The sequence below is a fragment of the Methylobacterium organophilum genome, from assembly GCF_022533465.1.
Lineage (GTDB): Bacteria > Pseudomonadota > Alphaproteobacteria > Rhizobiales > Beijerinckiaceae > Methylobacterium > Methylobacterium organophilum.
This window is the reverse complement of sequence record NZ_CP092848.1, coordinates 643,256-658,267: the sequence shown is the minus strand read 5'-3', so window position 1 is coordinate 658,267 and position 15,012 is coordinate 643,256. Positions and strand designations below refer to the sequence as shown.

Here is a 15,012-nt window from a genome sequence, read left to right as displayed (position 1 = left end):
ATATCAAAAGGCATTTTATCATCTTAGCTGCCCAAGCTCGATCAGTATTACCTTTTAAAATCTTGAGAAAATAGGCACTTTGTTGGAAGGAAGACATGTCTCGATATTCATCGGATAAAGAATTTGGATCCTACGAAGTACAGCAGCTATTCCGCGGGCTTCTGAAACGAGACCCGGAAAGTGAGGAAACGATTCAGTGCCATCTCAAGTTTGGGTCGATTGAGAAGGCTGCCGATTTCATCATCACATCGCAGGAGTTTCGCAATAATCAGAATGCTAAATATAAAAACGATTTACGAGTGCAGCTCTCGCAATTGGTGCGCGCGCAACTTGCCGCCTGGACGCAGGCTGAGATAAATGTTTCTGACTATGCCGCTCATATTAGTGGCTGTCGCCAAATATTGAACAAGTTTGTTTTTTTCTGCGAAGGAAACACAGTAAGACTGCTAGATAAGGATGATGGCGCCTGCATCAACAAAGAGCGAGCTATGTTTTATCTTGAGCTTCTAAAAGAGGTTCTTTCAGTATATCCGATCAATTCGGGAATATACATCATAATTGACGTTGACGATGAAGCTCCTCAAAGCGAAAATATGCCTGTATTTTCATTCCAAAAACCTCGAGGTGGGAAAAACATACTTCTACCAGATTTCGACATGTTTGGGCATAATTTTTTGAACATAAAATACGATGATGTCCCATATGAGAGCAAACAACCGCTAGCAATCTTTGCAGGTGCCACAACAGGCGCGAAGGTTATAGATTTAAACACTGCGCAGAATTCACTTACCCAGCGTCTTAGATCGGCGAAGTATTTTAGAGATGAGCCTCTTGTGGATTACCGCTTGCCAAAGATATGCCAATGCCAAAATGACGATGTTTTTGATTATCTGCTAAGCCAGGGATATGGGCGCGATCCCGTAGGTTGGAATGAGATGCTAAATAACAAGTTTATAATTTCAGTGGATGGAAACGGTGCGACTTGCGGACGTGTGGCATTAGCACTGAAAAGCAATTCATGTCTCGTAAAATACTCTTCTAACAATATCTTGTATTACTTTGATGCTTTGATTCCATACCTACACTATCTTCCAGTAGAAAAAGATGAGGACTTGGTGCCGTTTGTGAGGAACGAAATCGAAAAACCGAATTTGTACAAATATGTCGCAACAAGCGGTACTGATTTTGCTAATTTCATGCTGAATAAAGATGCTGTTTTGCTTTACACAAGCTTGCTGCTTGAAGCGTTCAAAGAAATTTTGGCAAATAATGGTATTTTTTGGAACGGCCGCAAGTCAATAGATTTGTAGTGATCACGTCGGATGAAAATACAACTTACAGATTCACAAATATGCTATGCAGCAATATCGACTAACGGCACGCGCCGACAGACCGTGGTAAATTAGAGAGCTCAAGGGAAACATCTCATGCGTAACATTTTGCTTTCCATCCTTGAGCACTGCGTCAAGAAAGGAGCTAGACAGAGATGTAAGCTCGCCGCCGCAAGGCAACTTAGAATTAGGGACAAAACCGTCTGGCCTGAGCTTGGCAGATGAGGGCGCAAGCGAGTGTGGTGAAGGCGAGATGGAGATCGGCCCGGCGCTCGTAGCGGATGGTGAGCCGGCGGAAGCGGGCGAGCCAGGCCAGCGTGCGCTCCACACTCCAGCGATAGCGCCCCAGCCGTTGATTGCTCTCGATGCCGCGCCGGGCAATCCGAGGCGTGATGCTGCGGGCTCGGCACTCGCGCCGGCAGCGGCGATGGTCGTAGCCCTTGTCGGCATGCAGCTTGTCGGGTCTGCGCCGCGGGCGACCACGCCGGCCGGTGCGCACGCCCGGCACCGCATCGAGCGTGGCGGCCAGCATGCGGCTATCGTGGCAGTTGGCGCCGCTCAGTCTCAGGCCGAGCGGCGTGCCGTTGGCGTCCACGACGAGGTGGCGCTTCGTGCCCGGCTTGCCCCGGTCCGTCGGGTTCGGCCCCGTCGCGGAGCCCCTTTTTTCGCAGGTAGGCTGGCGCTGTCGAGGGCGGCCCGCGACCAGTCGAGCGCGTCGGCGTCCTGAAGCCGCTCCAGCATCGCGCGATGGAGTGCGGCCCAGACGCCGGCCGCCTGCCACGCTCCCAGCCGCCGCCAACTCGTCTTGCCGCTGCAGCCGACTTCGGAACGCGGCAGGTGCTTCCACTGCATGCCGGTCCGCAGCACAAGGATGATGCCCGCCAGCGCCGCCCGGTCCGAGGCTGGCGGGCGACCGCCTTTCGGCTTCTCACGCTCAGGCGGCAGAAGCGGCGCGATCACCGCCCACAGATCGTCGGGGACAAGGGTCTCCATGCCCTTCCAACTCGCTCACACAGGTTTCGTCCCACGCTCTTAGAGCGGCATCCGATCAGGTTGCATCGTAGCCAGCGGCGGCGAGGTAGGCTCGGCACTCGGCTGGCGCGAAGCGGGTCAGGCTGCGTCGGATGGCGTCCCAGAGGTCCGGGATGGTCCGCGCCGCCGCGCTGCGCAGCAGCGCCTTCAGCTTGGCGAAGGCCATCTCGATCGGGTTGAAGTCGGGGCTGTAGGCTGGGCGGTAGAGCAGCCGGGCTCCCACGGCCTCGATGCGCTCGCGGACGCCGCTGACCTTGTGGGCCGGCAGGTTGTCGAGCACGACGGTGTCGCCGGCCTTGAGGGTTGGGGCGAGCACGTCGGCCACATAGGTGCGGAAGGCCTGCCCGTTCATCCCACCGTCGAGCAGCCACGGTGCGGTGATGCCGTTGCTGCGCAAGGCCGCCGTGACGGTGGTGGTCTTCCAGTGGCCCTGAGGCACGCTCATCCGGCAGCGCTCGCCGCGGGGCGCACGTCCGTAGCGGGGGCCATGGCAGTGTTGGCGGCCGTCTCGTCAATGAACACGAGGCGGTCCGGATCGAGGCCGAGCTGGCCCTCGAACCACGCCTCGCGCGCCGCCCTCACATCCGGCCGGTTCTGCTCGGCGGCGTGGCCCGTGCTTTTTTTCGCGAGATGCCATGGCGCTTGAAGAAGCGCGAGAAGCTGCTTTGGGCCACGCAGACGCCGCGCTCGGCCAGGGCCGCACGGAGTTCATGCAGGTAGATGCCGGGCTGCGCCTCGTAGAGCGACAGGATCAGGTCGGCCTGCGTCTCAATCCGGTGCGAGCGTCGATCGCCGCCCATCGGCTTGGGCGCGACGTGGCCCGCCCGGGTGCAGTGCCCGCACCAGCGGCTGGCGCTCGCCAGACTGACCCCGAAGCGTTCAGCCGCCTGATGCCGAGACGCCCCAGCCTCGACGGCATGGACCACGCGCTCTCGCAGATCGACGGACAAGGCTGAGGACATCGGCACTCTCCTTCACCGACCAACCTCATCACCCTGCCAGTCGTTTCAGCCCGCTCGGATGTCGCTCTAAGGGCTCGCCATATGGCGCAGATCGTGCTGCTAGAGCGGTTCCCGCCTACGTAGCGACGGCCAAGTCGTTGTCGTAGCCGGCGGCGGCGAGGCTGTTGCGGCACTCGTCTGGGGTGAAGCGGGTGAAGGCGTGCCGGATGGCGTCCCAGAGGTCTGGCAGGGTGCGGGCGGCTGCGCTCCGCAGCAGGGCTTTCAGCTTGGCGAAGATCTGTTCGATCGGGTTGCACTCGGGGCTATAGGGCGGAAGGTAGAGCAGCCGGGCGCCGGCCGCCTCGACCCGCTCGCGGATGCCGCTGACCTTGTGAGCTTGCAGGTTGTCGAGGATCACGATGTCGCCGGGCCGCAGCACCGGGCCGAGGCGGTTGGCGACGTAGTCGCGAAAGCGCTGGCCATTGGTAGCGCCATCCGCGAGGTCGAAGGCGCACAGGCCGGTGGTGCGCAGGGCGGCGGTGACAGTGGTCGTTTTGTAATGGCCCTGGGGCACGAGGAGCCGGCAGCGCTCGCCGCACGGGGCGCGGCCGTAGCGGCGGGCCATGTTGGTGGCGGCCGCCGTCTCGTCGAGGAAGACGAGCCTGTCGGGGTCGCGGTCAGGCTGGGCCGCGAACCACGCTTCACGCGCCGCCTTCACGTCGGCCCGCTCCTGCTCCGTTGCGTACAGCGCCCCTTTTTACGGGTGATCCCATGGCGAGCGAAGAAGCGTGACAGCCCGCTCGTGCTGGTCTGCACGCCCTGCTCGGCCAGGGCGTCGCGCACCTCACGCAGGAAGCGTTCGGGCTGGGCCTCGTCGAGGGAGAGGATCAGATCCGCATGCGCCTCGATCGCCGGCAGGCGGTCGTCGCCGTGTGTCGGTTTGGGGGCGGCGTGACCCTGCTGCGCAAACCGTTGCGACCAGCGGCTGGCGCTCGACACGCTCACCCCGAACCGCGCCGCCGCCTGATGGAAGGAAGCGCCCTCTGTCACGGCCGCCACGACGCGCTCGCGCAGATCGACAGACAACGGTGAAGGCATCGCTGGATCCTTCACCGGTCAACGCTCCAGCCACCGTCCTGTCGCAACACCGCCGGGAACGGCTCTAATCGCACGTCCGATGCCAAGGCCAGACAACTGCGTCAGGTTCGATATGGCAAGCGCGACCATAGGCCTATTAAAAAATCAAAGCTATAGCTGCCATCGTTTTACCTCTGAATTTTTGTGCGATTCCGCACTAAATCCATTGAATAATGTAGAACTACCCACATACAAGATGCATCTGAAGAGTCGCCAACTCTCCGGTAGGCGTGCGATCCGAATGGCATCGGCCGTTCACGGACGGATGTCTTTGTTCGCGCTCAAGTGTTCTGAACCGCCGGCGCCTGCGCCGGCAACAGCCAGTTCGGGCGAACAAAGTGGCAGGTGTAGCCTTTCGGCCGACGTTCCAGATAGTCTTGGTGCTCAGGCTTGGCCTCCCAGAATGGTCCCGCCGGCGCCACCTCGGTGACCACCTTTCCCGGCCATAGACCGGACGCGTCGATGTCGGCGATGGTGGCCTCGGCGATCCGACGCTGCTCTTCATCGACGTAGAAGATGGCCGAGCGGTAGCTCAGGCCCCGGTCGTTGCCCTGTCGGTTCAGGGTGGTCGGGTCGTGGATCTGGAAGAAGAACTCCAGTATGCGACGGTAGCTCGTTCGAGCCGGATCGAAGACGATCTCGATGCCTTCGGCATGCGTCCCGTGGTTTCGGTAGGTCGCATCCGGCACGTCGCCACCTGTGTAGCCCACCCGGGTCGCCAGCACGCCTACCTGGCGACGGATCAAGTCTTGCATGCCCCAGAAGCAGCCGCCGGCCAGCACCGCCCTCTCGCTACCCATGTTGCTTCTCCGTCAGCCAGTCATTTCCCCATCAGATATGTACCGCGACAGTGCTTTGCCCTGCGGCCCCGTATCCATTCACGGTGCGGAATGACTGGCCAACGCGCTTCCGGCCTCCAAGGTCGGCTTGGTTGCCAGGGGGAGCGTCGGTTGGCTTCATCACGAATGGCGAACGCGGAACGTCGACCGGGCCCGGCGGGCAGCCCAAGAGAGCACTTTCCCGTGCCCTACCGAAAAAAGGTGAGTCGCGCCTGGGCATTACATGGTTTGGACGGATCGTTATGAGCGGTCGGCTCTAACCATTGAGCTACAGGCCCTTCGGTTTCCTTCTCAAGGCCTTGGCGCCGAGACCGGGGGTCGGCGGCGAGGTCGGCGACGGAAACGGCGTCGGGAACCGGGTTCGTGGTAGCCCGTGTGCCCGGCGCCGGCAAGGGACGGATCGGCCGCGCGGCGCGTCGGAGCGGCAGGGCCGCCCCGGCACTCGCCGGGGGCCTCCCGTCAGCGCTGGCCGAAGGCGCTGTCGGTGAAGAGGTGCTTCAGGCCGTGCGGCTGGGAGCGCCAGTATTGCTTGGGCGCGCGCACCTGCGCCCCGAGTTCGGCCGCCGCGTGCCAGGGCCAGCGCAGGTCGTAGAGCAGGGCGCGGGCGAGGGAGACCGCATCCGCCTGGCCGTTCCGCAGGATCGCCTCGGCCTGGGCGGGTTGCGTGATCAGGCCCACGGCGATGGTGGGAAGCCCGGTCTCGGCCTTGATGCGCGCCGCGAAGGGCACCTGGTAGCCCGGCCCCACGGGGATTGTCTGCGCCGTCGAGAGGCCGCCGGAGGAGACGTGGATCGCCGCCGCGCCCCGGGCCTTCAGGGCCTCGGCCAGGGCGAGGGTGTCCTCGAGGTCCCAGCCGCCCGCGACCCAGTCGGTGGCCGAGACGCGCATCCAGACCGGGCGTCCCGCCGGCACCGCGTCGCGCACCGCCTCGAAGCATTCGAGGGGGAAGCGCATCCGGTTCTCCAGGGTGCCGCCATAGGCGTCGCCGCGGGTGTTGGCGAGCGGCGAGAGGAATTGGTGCAGCAGGTAGCCATGGGCCCCGTGCAGCTCCACCCCGTCGATCCCGAGGCGCATCGCCCGCCGGGCGGTGGCGACGAAGCCGTCGCGGATGCGCTTGAGGTCGGAGAGGTCGAGGGCGTGCGGGGCCACCTCGCCCGCCCCGTGGGGGATCGCCGAGGGCGCCTCCGTGCGCCAGCCCTGGGGATGCTCGGGCGGGATCTGCGCGCCCCCGTCCCAGGGGGCCCGGCTCGAGGCCTTGCGCCCGGCATGGGCGATCTGGAGGGCGACGGGCACGGGCGCGTATTCCCGCACCGCGCCGAGCACCCGGGCGAGCGCCCGCTCGGTGGCGTCGTCGTAGAGGCCGAGATCCCAGGCGGTGATGCGCGCCTCGGGGCTGATCGCCGTCGCCTCCAGGGTCAGGAGCCCGGCCCCCGAGGCGGCGAGCTGGCCGAGATGCATCACATGCCAGTCGGTCGCCGCCCCGTCCCGGGCGGAGTACTGGCACATCGGCGCGACGAGGATGCGGTTCTCGAGCACGAGATCGTCGAGCCGCAGGGGCTCGAACAGGCGCGGGGCGGACATGGCGGCTCCGGTGTGTGGGCGGTTCGTGGGGTATCTGGGGAGGTGAGCGCGAGGTTTCCAGTTCGGAGTCTCATCCTGGGTGTCGCTTTGAACGTGCATATTTGCCAGATTGGGAATAATAATATTTGGCAAAATTTGCTTTAGTATCGGGGTTGCGTGAAATACATGGAATAATATTTTTATTTACTTTGTTATGTGGAAATATTTACATAACTCGTCCGACCAACAGATTATTGCCGTCACAACATATGACAGGAATGGGTAAATTTGGTTGTTGAAGAGGGCTTGGATTGACCCGTTTGCCCCTTCACGTTCATGAAGTGTTCTCATAAGATCCTCTCTTGCGAATCCGCCGAGCTTGCCCGAGAAGGTTGATGAAGGCACGCGCGAAAAAACGTCTCGACAGCGAAGATTCAATTGAGACGGTTTCAATTGTAAAGAAGATCGGTCCAACATATGCCAAAGGACTTCATCATTTGGCTGGGCTAGGCTTAGGTATTCGTCAGGGCGAATCTTATGCTAGAATGCGCTTAGATTTCGAATTGAACTGCGGTACCGCAGCATTTCAAAGCAATGGAAGAGATTTTGGTATAAGTCTTCGTGTGTGCCATATAAGCCTGAGTCGAAAAAATTGTGAAGTAGAGGTTCGTAGTCGGTATGAGCATAGTTTGGTAAATGGTAGTTTTGAAATCAGCGGAACGGAAGTGCGCAGTAGCGAACAGCTCCGCGATAGAAATCTAAATGTTGAAGGTGGCTTAAATGCTAGCGCCATCTCACCTGCTTTGTTTGCTAAGATTGCGGGCGGATTTAGGTGGGGTAAGAAGAAGAATGAAAAATTACAGGAGACTTCACGTAGACAAGTACGCATTGATTTGATTTCTACATTTGGTCATGATCGCTGGCGTGTAGGTGATCCACGACTTGGGGATGCTCGCAGGACCGATGGCAAACTTGCAGGGACCTATTTTGGTGAAGAGAGAGACAGTGATGGTGAGCCCAGGCCGCTCTGCATTGTCAGTAGGCAGGATCCGACTCTACCGGTTCAAGTAACGATTTCGGTATCAGCACCTATTGGTCAGGTTGTGATTGAGTGTGCTGATGAACCCGCTTCTGCGTCCGAACGCAGTGCCACCGAAGCAGCTCTGCGTGCTAGGTCGCTTAGAGCTCAAAAAGAACATGCAACAGCGCAAAGTGAGCTACAGAGTCGCGTTGCGGGGTTAACTCTTGGTAAAGCTATTGCTGAAGCTCAACGGGAGGCAGGACTCCAACTTCCGGACGGCGAATTTTTGATCGCGCGTCAGACGCTTTCCCTAGTTAGACCCGCACTATTGGAAGATGAGAAAGAAAATTTATGATCGATCTGGATGCAATTTTTTTAAAAGAAGAGGTAAAGGAGCGCATTGCCAAAACCCTGGCGTTGTCGGATGTGGGGCTTGCAGAGTTTGTTCGAGTTGCTGGACTTGATCCTGCTTTCGACTTCCAGGGTCAAGACTTGCGCGGCTGGCCGTTAGCAGGGCAGGACATTCGCGGATTTAATTTTTCCGACTCAGATTTGCGATCAACAGGAATTGAGCGTGCATTAAGCGACAAGACTACCATTTTGACACGTGCCAAGCTCGATCGTGTTTCCAAAAAATCAAAATCGATTACAGACAAAGATGTTGTGCCAAAATCTATAGATCGTGTTTATACAAAAGTCCGCGTTCCTGATTTAACCGATGCTGAACTTCTTGAAAGAAATTTCTTGGTTTCAGAGCCTGAAAGCCTCGAAAATCTGACTGCAGGCGCTCCGCCGACGGATCAATGGCTAACGTATGAGGGTCGTTATGATGTCGGCAAGGGAGTAACTTGTGCATTTGGGCATCATCATAAGCGTGGCTATATTTTTCGTGACGAAGTTGATCGCCGGTATCTTGTTGGGCACGAATGCGGCGCAAAACATCTTGGTCTTGGCCGCTGGCAGACATTTACAGCCGGACGAGAGCGTCTTGAGGAGCGTGCTTCGTATTTGCGTCTGATCCGTGATCTAGCCGACGCATTTTCCGAGCAACGCGACTGGATTGCTGGATTGAGGAAAGATCAATCTGTTCTGGCAGCCGATGCCGTTAGAAGACAATTGCAGGCTCGTTGCCCCGATGCAGTAGCAGCAGCTCGATTGGCGTTTTCTCGATATGATGGAGCGATCTCCATCAAAGTGACAGTTCGCGATTTCGGCGCTGAGGAAAGGAGACGAGAACGTGAAGTTGAAGCGAAAGAAAAATATGATGCACTTAATGCAGCCGAGCTGCGTGCTTTTCATGAGAAAGGCAAGCGACCTCCAACAATTGATCGATCGCCTCTTGTAAAGCAAGAGATTAAATCGCTCGGTACTTTGCAAGGTAGAAGGCTTTTTAGCGAAAACATCTCAAATGCAAAAATGCTGAATGATTTGCTCGAATTGATCGATCGGTTCTTGGCTATGCCGTTTACGCCAAAGAGCAGAAAGGAGTTGATGACAGTAGCGCGTAATGCAAAAGAGCTTGTGTCTCGTGTTCAAAGGCTTGAGAATAGTGTTTCTGATGCTGTTGCTTTTTTTGAACAAAGCAACCTTGAAAAATTTGCCAATTGGGCAGATCGGAATTCATTTGATGGCCTTCGATATGAGGCGCGCTCAGCTTCATTGGTGACAGAAAAAATCGAGGGTGGAAATTTCCAAGAAATTATTCGCCCCTCAAACTTGCGGAATATCAACAAAGAACCTCTTGCGAAATTACAGGCTGCGATACAGGGTGTATCAAATCGAGCTAATCGTGCGCGTAGAAGGCAGTAAGATTAATAATTTATATTTTCAGTTATATTTATTAAATTGGCTGAAAAATTTGCTGATATATTTTACGAGAAAAATTGTAATTTATTTATATAAAATAATAAGTCGCCAATTATTTATTTTCGAGATTTTGCTAGCCTGCGCGTTGGCTTGTTTACGCCTTGAACTATAGTCGTGGGTGGAACGATTGGAACAGAAAAAGATACTCGACTTACAGTTCGATTCTGTTCTTGGCTTTCAATCTTTCCTCCTAAATCTATCGACATAACTTTAATCCCGCCCCTTCCCCCTTTAGTGTTTTGGTCGGATGCTGTGACGGCGACTTCAAACCTCACAACTTGAACATGATCAGCTAGGTCGGTTATATCGTTCCACGTAGGATTAATAACTCCGTGATGGCCGTCTAGAGGAATAATCGCGTCCTGAGCGTCGCGGATGCCGCCTAGAATTTCAGTCAAGCTTTCTTTGATAAATTCTCGGAGATCCATTTTTATACCTATTTTTGCGAGTTGTTTTTGAAATAATATAACGTATTTTAAGCCTGCCCAATCCCCCGCTCCTTCAAGCGCGCCCCAATCTCTTCCAACGCCGCCGGATCATCGATCGTCGGCGGCATGGCAAAATCCTGGCCGTCGGCGATGCGCTTCATGGTGGCCCTGAGAATCTTGCCGGAGCGGGTCTTGGGGAGGCGGGCGACGGTGACGGCGAGCTTGAAGGCGGCCACGGGGCCGATCTCGTCGCGGACACGGGCGACGAGTTCTTGCTCGATCGCCTCCGGGCTCTTCCGCACGCCGGATTTCAGCACCACGAAGCCGCAGGGGGCCTCGCCCTTGAGGGCGTCGCGGATGCCGATCACCGCGCATTCGGCCACGTCCGGATGGGCGGCGAGCACCGCCTCCATGCCCCCGGTGGAGAGGCGGTGGCCGGCCACGTTGATGATGTCGTCGGTCCGCCCCAGCACGGTGACGTAGCCCTCCGCGTCGACCACGCCGGCATCCGCCGTGTCGTAGTAGCCGGGATAGGTGGCGAGGTAGCTCCGGCGGAAGCGTTCGTCGGAGCCCCACAGGGTCGGCAGGCAGCCCGGGGGCAGGGGCAGCTTGAGGGCGATGGTGCCCATGGTGCCCGGGGGCACGGGCTTGCCGGCCTCGTCGAGCACGTGCAGGTCGTAGCCCGGCATCGGCAGGGCGGTGGAGCCGTATTTCACCGGCAGGGGCTCGATGCCCAGCGGGTTGCCGGCGATGGCCCAGCCGGTCTCGGTCTGCCACCAATGGTCGATGACCGGGCGGCCGAGGGCCTTTTCCGCCCAGGCCACCGTGTCCGGGTCGGCCCGCTCGCCGGCCAGGAACAGGGCGCGGAAGCCGGAGAGGTCGTAATCCTTCAGCCGCTCGGCGCGGGGATCGTCCTTCTTGATCGCGCGGAGCGCCGTCGGCGCGGTGAAGAGCACGGCGGCCTTGTGCTCCGCGACCAGGCGCCAGAAGGCGCCGGCATCGGGCGTGCCCACCGGCTTGCCCTCGTAGAGCACCGTGGTGCAGCCGTGCAGGAGCGGCGCGTAGACGATGTAGGAATGGCCGACCACCCAGCCGATATCGGAGGCGCAGGCATAGACCTCGCCGGGCCTGACCCCGTAGAGATGGGCCATCGACCAGGTCAGCGCCACGCAATAGCCGCCGGTGTCGCGCACCACGCCCTTGGGGCGGCCGGTCGTGCCCGAGGTGTAGAGGATGTAGAGCGGGTCGGTGGCGGCCACGCTCACCGGCGCGGCCCGGCGGGTCTGGGCGGCGATCGTTTGCTGCCAGTCGTGGTCGCGGCCCTCCGTCATCGCCGCCTCGGCCTGCGGGCGCTGCAGGATCAGGCAGGCCTCCGGCTTGTGGGCGGAGCGGGCCAGCGCCGCGTCGAGGAGCGGCTTGTAGGGGACGACGCGGGTCGGCTCGATGCCGCAGGAGGCGGCGAGAATCAGCCTGGGCGCCGCATCCTCGATTCGCGCCGCGAGCTCGTTGGCGGCGAAGCCCCCGAACACCACGGAATGGATCGCCCCGAGCCGCGCGCAGGCGAGCATGCCGAACAGGGCCTCGGGCACCATCGGCATGTAGAGCACGACCCGGTCGCCTTTCTCGACGCCGAGATCCTCCAGCACCGCGGCGAGGCGGCCGACCTCGTCCTGCAACTCGGCATAGGTGATGCGGCGCTTGCTGCCCGTGACGGGCGAGTCGTAGAGAATCGCGGCCTGGTCGCCGCGGCCGTTCGCGACGTGGCGGTCGACGGCGTTGGTGCAGGCGTTCAGGCGGCTTCGCGGGAACCATCGGCCGGCCTCGGCGCCTCGGGCCGCGGCCTCGGAGCCGGCTTCGAGGCCTTCCGAGGCGTAGGCGCGGGTCGGGCGCTCGTCCCAGTCGAGCGCCTCGGCGGCCTTCAACCAGAAGCTCTCCGGATCGGCGAGCGCGGCGGCCTGGACGGACCGGTAGGAGCGGGGCTCCGGCGTCATCGTGTGTCCTCCGTGGAGGGCCGGTCGGCGCCGGCCTCTTGCCGCGGAATGTAGCGCCTTCGCGCCCGCTTCCCAACGAAAACGCCGCGCCGGGGAGGGCCCGGGCGCGGCGCGCGATACGCTCTATGCCGTTGAAGACGCTAGTGAAGTGTCTGGCTAGCGGGCCTGAGCCGCTCGATCTCGTCCTTCAGGAACAGCTTCTTGCGCTTGAGCTCGGCGACGCGGAGGTCGTCGATGGACGGGGCTTGCTGGGCGTCGTGAATCTCTTTTTCGAGAGCTTCGTGCTTCGCTTCGAGCTGGCTCAGATGCGTCTGCAAGGACATGAGTGGCGTCTCCTGTCATCGTTTCCGACGCACCCAGAGTGCCACGGATTCGCTTTCCTGTCGAAATCAATCCGCCGCGAGACTGAGATTTCCGTTACACGAACGGCGCGTCTTTTCGGCAACGCTTCGGGTTGCCCGAGGCCGTGTCATCGTCGTGGGGTAAGCCCCTGTCCCGCCTTGCTCCGGGCGAGGCCTTGCCGCATGGTCGCCCCGTCCGGCGACCCCTGAGAGAGCCCTGCTTGTGAACATCATGGTTGAGGTTGCGAACGATGGCGGCCCCGATCTTGAAGCCGAGCTGAACCGACTCCGCGAGGAGCACCGGGATCTCGACGACGCGATCGAGGCGCTGATGCTCAGCGTCGCCGGGGATCAGCTGCAGATCCAGCGGCTGAAGAAGCGCAAGCTCGTGCTGCGCGACCGCATCACCCATCTCGAGGACCAGCTCACGCCCGACATCATCGCGTGAAGGGAGGGGGCGCGGACCGCCCCCTCGGAGCGTTCACTTCGCCAGATAGGCGGTCACGCTGGAGAGCCGCGTGCCGACCATGCGGACGGCCTTGCGCAGGCGCTCGTCGCTGACGCCCAGGGTCTCGGCCCAGTGGCTGCGGGACTTCGCGTCGTGGATGTCGATGTGGATGGCTTTCGGGGCGGTCTGGGGCTGGCCGTGGCTCGGCATTGTCGTAGGGTTCCATGGAGGGTGCGCGGCCGCACAGGTGGGCCGTTTGCTCCACAACGCGGCAGGCTGCGCCCGGCTCCGTGCCGGCGCGCGCCGCCCACGAAAAAATCGCCGCCTTGCGGCCCGGGCGCGGCCCCTGTATCCGGCGCCTTTGGTCCGGCCCCGCGACAACCGGCGGTCCGGGCTTCCTCGAACCGAAGGCATCGACGAGGATGACGGGAGCGGTCCCGGTCGCGATCATCATGGGCAGCCAGTCCGACTGGGCGACCATGCGGCACGCCGCGGAGACGCTGGAGGCGCTGCAGGTTCCCTACGACGCGCGCATCGTCTCCGCCCACCGCACGCCGGACCGGCTCGTCGCCTTCGCGAAGGGCGCGCGGGCGGCGGGCTTCAAGGTGGTGATCGCCGGGGCCGGCGGCGCGGCCCATCTGCCGGGCATGGCGGCGGCGATGACGCCCCTGCCGGTCTTCGGCGTCCCGGTCGAGTCGAAGGCGCTCTCGGGCCAGGACAGCCTGCTCTCGATCGTGCAGATGCCCGCCGGTATCCCCGTCGGGACGCTCGCGATCGGTCGGGCCGGGGCGGTCAACGCCGCTCTGATGGCCGTCGCCGTGCTCGCCCTGACCGATCCGGCCCTGGCCGAGCGCCTCGATTCCTGGCGCGCCCGGCAGAGCGAGAGCGTCGCCGAGCGTCCCGACACCTCGGCCGTGTGAGGCCGGACAAGCATTGACTGACGGCACGGATATGAGCAGCGACAGCACCCCGGCGGTGAGGCCCGGCGGCACGATCGGCATCATCGGAGGCGGCCAGCTCGGCCGCATGATCGCCCTGGCGGCCGCGAATTATGGCCTGAAGGCGCATATCTACGCCCCCGATGCCGACAGCCCCGCCTTCGACGTGGCCGCGGCCCGCACGATGGCGGCCTATGACGATGCGCAGGCGCTCGCCGCCTTCGCCGATGCGGTCGACGTCGTCACCTACGAGTTCGAGAACATCCCGCACGAGACCGCTGCGGTGCTGGAAGAGCACGCGCCGGTGCGGCCGAGCGCCAGGGCCCTGTTCACCACCCAGGATCGGCTCACGGAGAAGACCTTCGTGAACGGGCTCGGCATCGCCACGGCCCCATTCCGGGCGGTGGACACCGTCGCGGATCTCGAGGCGGCGCTCGCGGCCCTCGGCCGGCCGGCCGTGCTCAAGACGCGCCGCTTCGGCTATGACGGGAAGGGACAGCGCACGATCCGCGTAGGCGAGGACGCGGCCGATATCCTTGCCGCATTCAAGGGCGCGCCCTGCATCCTGGAGGGCTTCGTGCCCTTCCGTCGTGAAATCTCCGTGGTGGCCGCCCGCGGCCTCGACGGGGCCTTCGCGGCCTTCGCCCCGGTCGCCAACGAGCATCGCAACCACATCCTGGCGGTGACGCAGGCGCCGGCGCCGGGGCTCGATCCCGAGACGACCCGGGCCGCTCTGGATATCGCCAAAGCCATCGCCGAGGCCCTCGACTATGTCGGCGTGCTCGCGGTGGAGCTGTTCGAGGTGGAGGGGCCGGCCGGCCGCGACCGGCTCGTCGTCAACGAGATCGCCCCCCGCGTGCACAATTCCGGGCACTGGACCATCGAGGGTGCGCAGACCTCCCAGTTCGCCCAGGCTGTCCGCGCGGTCTGCGGCTGGCCCCTCGGCGGCACGGCCATTCCCGCCGGGCACCGGGTCGAGATGCACAATCTGATCGGGGACGAGGCCGAGACCTGGGCCACCGTGCTCGCCGAGCCGGGCGCCGCCCTCCATCTCTACGGCAAGGGCGAGGCCCGTCCCGGCCGCAAGATGGGCCATGTGACCCGGCTGATCCGGGAAGGCTGAACCCGCCGGGCGACCG

At 61.5% G+C, this 15,012-nt stretch carries 13 protein-coding genes and 1 pseudogene; 6 read left to right on the top strand and 8 right to left on the bottom strand.

All coding sequences use genetic code 11. The features are described 5' to 3' along the window. The first annotated feature begins 95 nt into the window (after positions 1–95). A complete protein-coding gene (locus MMB17_RS02940) occupies positions 96–1,310 on the top strand; it encodes a glycosyl transferase family 90 (RefSeq protein ID WP_241101014.1) in 1,215 nt (404 codons plus the stop codon). Positions 1,311–1,518: 208 nt separating this feature from the next. Here the strand turns inward: MMB17_RS02940 and MMB17_RS02935 are convergent. The 5 genes and pseudogenes from MMB17_RS02935 to MMB17_RS02915 form a co-directional block, all read right to left on the bottom strand. Beyond that, a protein-coding gene (locus MMB17_RS02935; protein WP_241099007.1) for an IS5 family transposase occupies positions 1,519–2,324 on the bottom strand; the annotation gives its coding sequence in 2 pieces (ribosomal slippage) (positions 1,519–1,997 and positions 1,997–2,324; 807 coding nt in all). A gap of 55 nt (positions 2,325–2,379) precedes the next feature. Further along, positions 2,380–3,325, bottom strand: a pseudogene (locus MMB17_RS02930) (IS630 family transposase). 115 nt (positions 3,326–3,440) lie between these two features. Continuing rightward, positions 3,441–4,402 (bottom strand): IS630 family transposase gene (locus MMB17_RS02925; RefSeq protein WP_241099727.1). Its coding sequence is split into 2 segments (ribosomal slippage): positions 3,441–4,051 and positions 4,051–4,402, totalling 963 coding nucleotides; the frame shifts between segments, so codons are not numbered across the junction. A gap of 320 nt (positions 4,403–4,722) precedes the next feature. Then, a complete protein-coding gene (gene msrA / locus MMB17_RS02920; protein ID WP_241101013.1) occupies positions 4,723–5,241 on the bottom strand; it encodes a peptide-methionine (S)-S-oxide reductase MsrA in 519 nt (172 codons plus the stop codon). Positions 5,242–5,739: 498 nt separating this feature from the next. Further along, positions 5,740–6,861, bottom strand: coding sequence for an NADH:flavin oxidoreductase/NADH oxidase (locus MMB17_RS02915; protein ID WP_241101012.1), 1,122 nt, complete (start codon positions 6,859–6,861; stop codon positions 5,740–5,742). Positions 6,862–7,235: 374 nt separating this feature from the next. Here MMB17_RS02915 and MMB17_RS02910 point away from each other — a divergent pair, with 374 nt between their 5' ends. Both MMB17_RS02910 and MMB17_RS02905 read left to right on the top strand, forming a co-directional pair. Further along, the gene (locus tag MMB17_RS02910) at positions 7,236–8,216 is read left to right on the top strand and encodes a hypothetical protein (RefSeq protein WP_241102104.1); all 981 of its coding nucleotides are present in this window, start codon (positions 7,236–7,238) and stop codon (positions 8,214–8,216) included. Beyond that, positions 8,213–9,670, top strand: coding sequence for a hypothetical protein (locus MMB17_RS02905; protein ID WP_241101011.1), 1,458 nt, complete (start codon positions 8,213–8,215; stop codon positions 9,668–9,670). Before MMB17_RS02910 ends, MMB17_RS02905 begins: the two co-directional genes overlap by 4 nt. A gap of 532 nt (positions 9,671–10,202) precedes the next feature. On the opposite strand, the gene MMB17_RS02900 is transcribed toward MMB17_RS02905, so the two are convergent. Together MMB17_RS02900 and MMB17_RS02895 are read right to left on the bottom strand one after the other, a co-directional pair. Then, positions 10,203–12,146 carry a propionyl-CoA synthetase gene (locus tag MMB17_RS02900; protein ID WP_241101010.1) on the bottom strand — a complete coding sequence of 648 codons (1,944 nt, stop codon included), beginning with the start codon at positions 12,144–12,146 and terminating at the stop codon, positions 10,203–10,205. Between the two features lie 140 nt (positions 12,147–12,286). Continuing rightward, positions 12,287–12,469, bottom strand: a complete 183-nt coding sequence (locus tag MMB17_RS02895; RefSeq protein WP_238311915.1) for a YdcH family protein — start codon at positions 12,467–12,469, stop codon at positions 12,287–12,289. A gap of 250 nt (positions 12,470–12,719) precedes the next feature. Here MMB17_RS02895 and MMB17_RS02890 point away from each other — a divergent pair, with 250 nt between their 5' ends. After that, positions 12,720–12,935, top strand: coding sequence for a YdcH family protein (locus tag MMB17_RS02890; protein WP_238311914.1), 216 nt, complete (start codon positions 12,720–12,722; stop codon positions 12,933–12,935). Positions 12,936–12,968: 33 nt separating this feature from the next. Here the strand turns inward: MMB17_RS02890 and MMB17_RS02885 are convergent, their stop codons facing one another. Then, positions 12,969–13,145, bottom strand: coding sequence for a DUF3606 domain-containing protein (locus MMB17_RS02885; protein WP_241101009.1), 177 nt, complete (start codon positions 13,143–13,145; stop codon positions 12,969–12,971). A gap of 212 nt (positions 13,146–13,357) precedes the next feature. Here MMB17_RS02885 and purE point away from each other — a divergent pair, with 212 nt between their 5' ends. Both purE and MMB17_RS02875 read left to right on the top strand, forming a co-directional pair. Next, positions 13,358–13,855: a 5-(carboxyamino)imidazole ribonucleotide mutase gene (gene purE / locus MMB17_RS02880; RefSeq protein WP_241101008.1), complete on the top strand. Its 498-nt coding sequence runs from the start codon at positions 13,358–13,360 to the stop codon at positions 13,853–13,855. A gap of 31 nt (positions 13,856–13,886) precedes the next feature. Further along, a complete protein-coding gene (locus MMB17_RS02875; protein ID WP_241101007.1) occupies positions 13,887–14,996 on the top strand; it encodes a 5-(carboxyamino)imidazole ribonucleotide synthase in 1,110 nt (369 codons plus the stop codon). Positions 14,997–15,012 lie beyond the last annotated feature (16 nt).

Coding starts and splice junctions, on each gene's coding strand:
- purE (WP_241101008.1), top strand. CDS start 13,358: ATGACGGGAGCGGTCCCGGTCGCGATCATCATGGGCAGCCAGTCCGAC.
- MMB17_RS02890 (WP_238311914.1), top strand. CDS start 12,720: ATGGTTGAGGTTGCGAACGATGGCGGCCCCGATCTTGAAGCCGAGCTG.
- MMB17_RS02905 (WP_241101011.1), top strand. CDS start 8,213: ATGATCGATCTGGATGCAATTTTTTTAAAAGAAGAGGTAAAGGAGCGC.
- MMB17_RS02900 (WP_241101010.1), bottom strand. CDS start 12,146: ATGACGCCGGAGCCCCGCTCCTACCGGTCCGTCCAGGCCGCCGCGCTC.
- msrA (WP_241101013.1), bottom strand. CDS start 5,241: ATGGGTAGCGAGAGGGCGGTGCTGGCCGGCGGCTGCTTCTGGGGCATG.
- MMB17_RS02910 (WP_241102104.1), top strand. CDS start 7,236: ATGAAGGCACGCGCGAAAAAACGTCTCGACAGCGAAGATTCAATTGAG.
- MMB17_RS02875 (WP_241101007.1), top strand. CDS start 13,887: ATGAGCAGCGACAGCACCCCGGCGGTGAGGCCCGGCGGCACGATCGGC.
- MMB17_RS02895 (WP_238311915.1), bottom strand. CDS start 12,469: ATGTCCTTGCAGACGCATCTGAGCCAGCTCGAAGCGAAGCACGAAGCT.
- MMB17_RS02915 (WP_241101012.1), bottom strand. CDS start 6,861: ATGTCCGCCCCGCGCCTGTTCGAGCCCCTGCGGCTCGACGATCTCGTG.
- MMB17_RS02885 (WP_241101009.1), bottom strand. CDS start 13,145: ATGCCGAGCCACGGCCAGCCCCAGACCGCCCCGAAAGCCATCCACATC.
- MMB17_RS02940 (WP_241101014.1), top strand. CDS start 96: ATGTCTCGATATTCATCGGATAAAGAATTTGGATCCTACGAAGTACAG.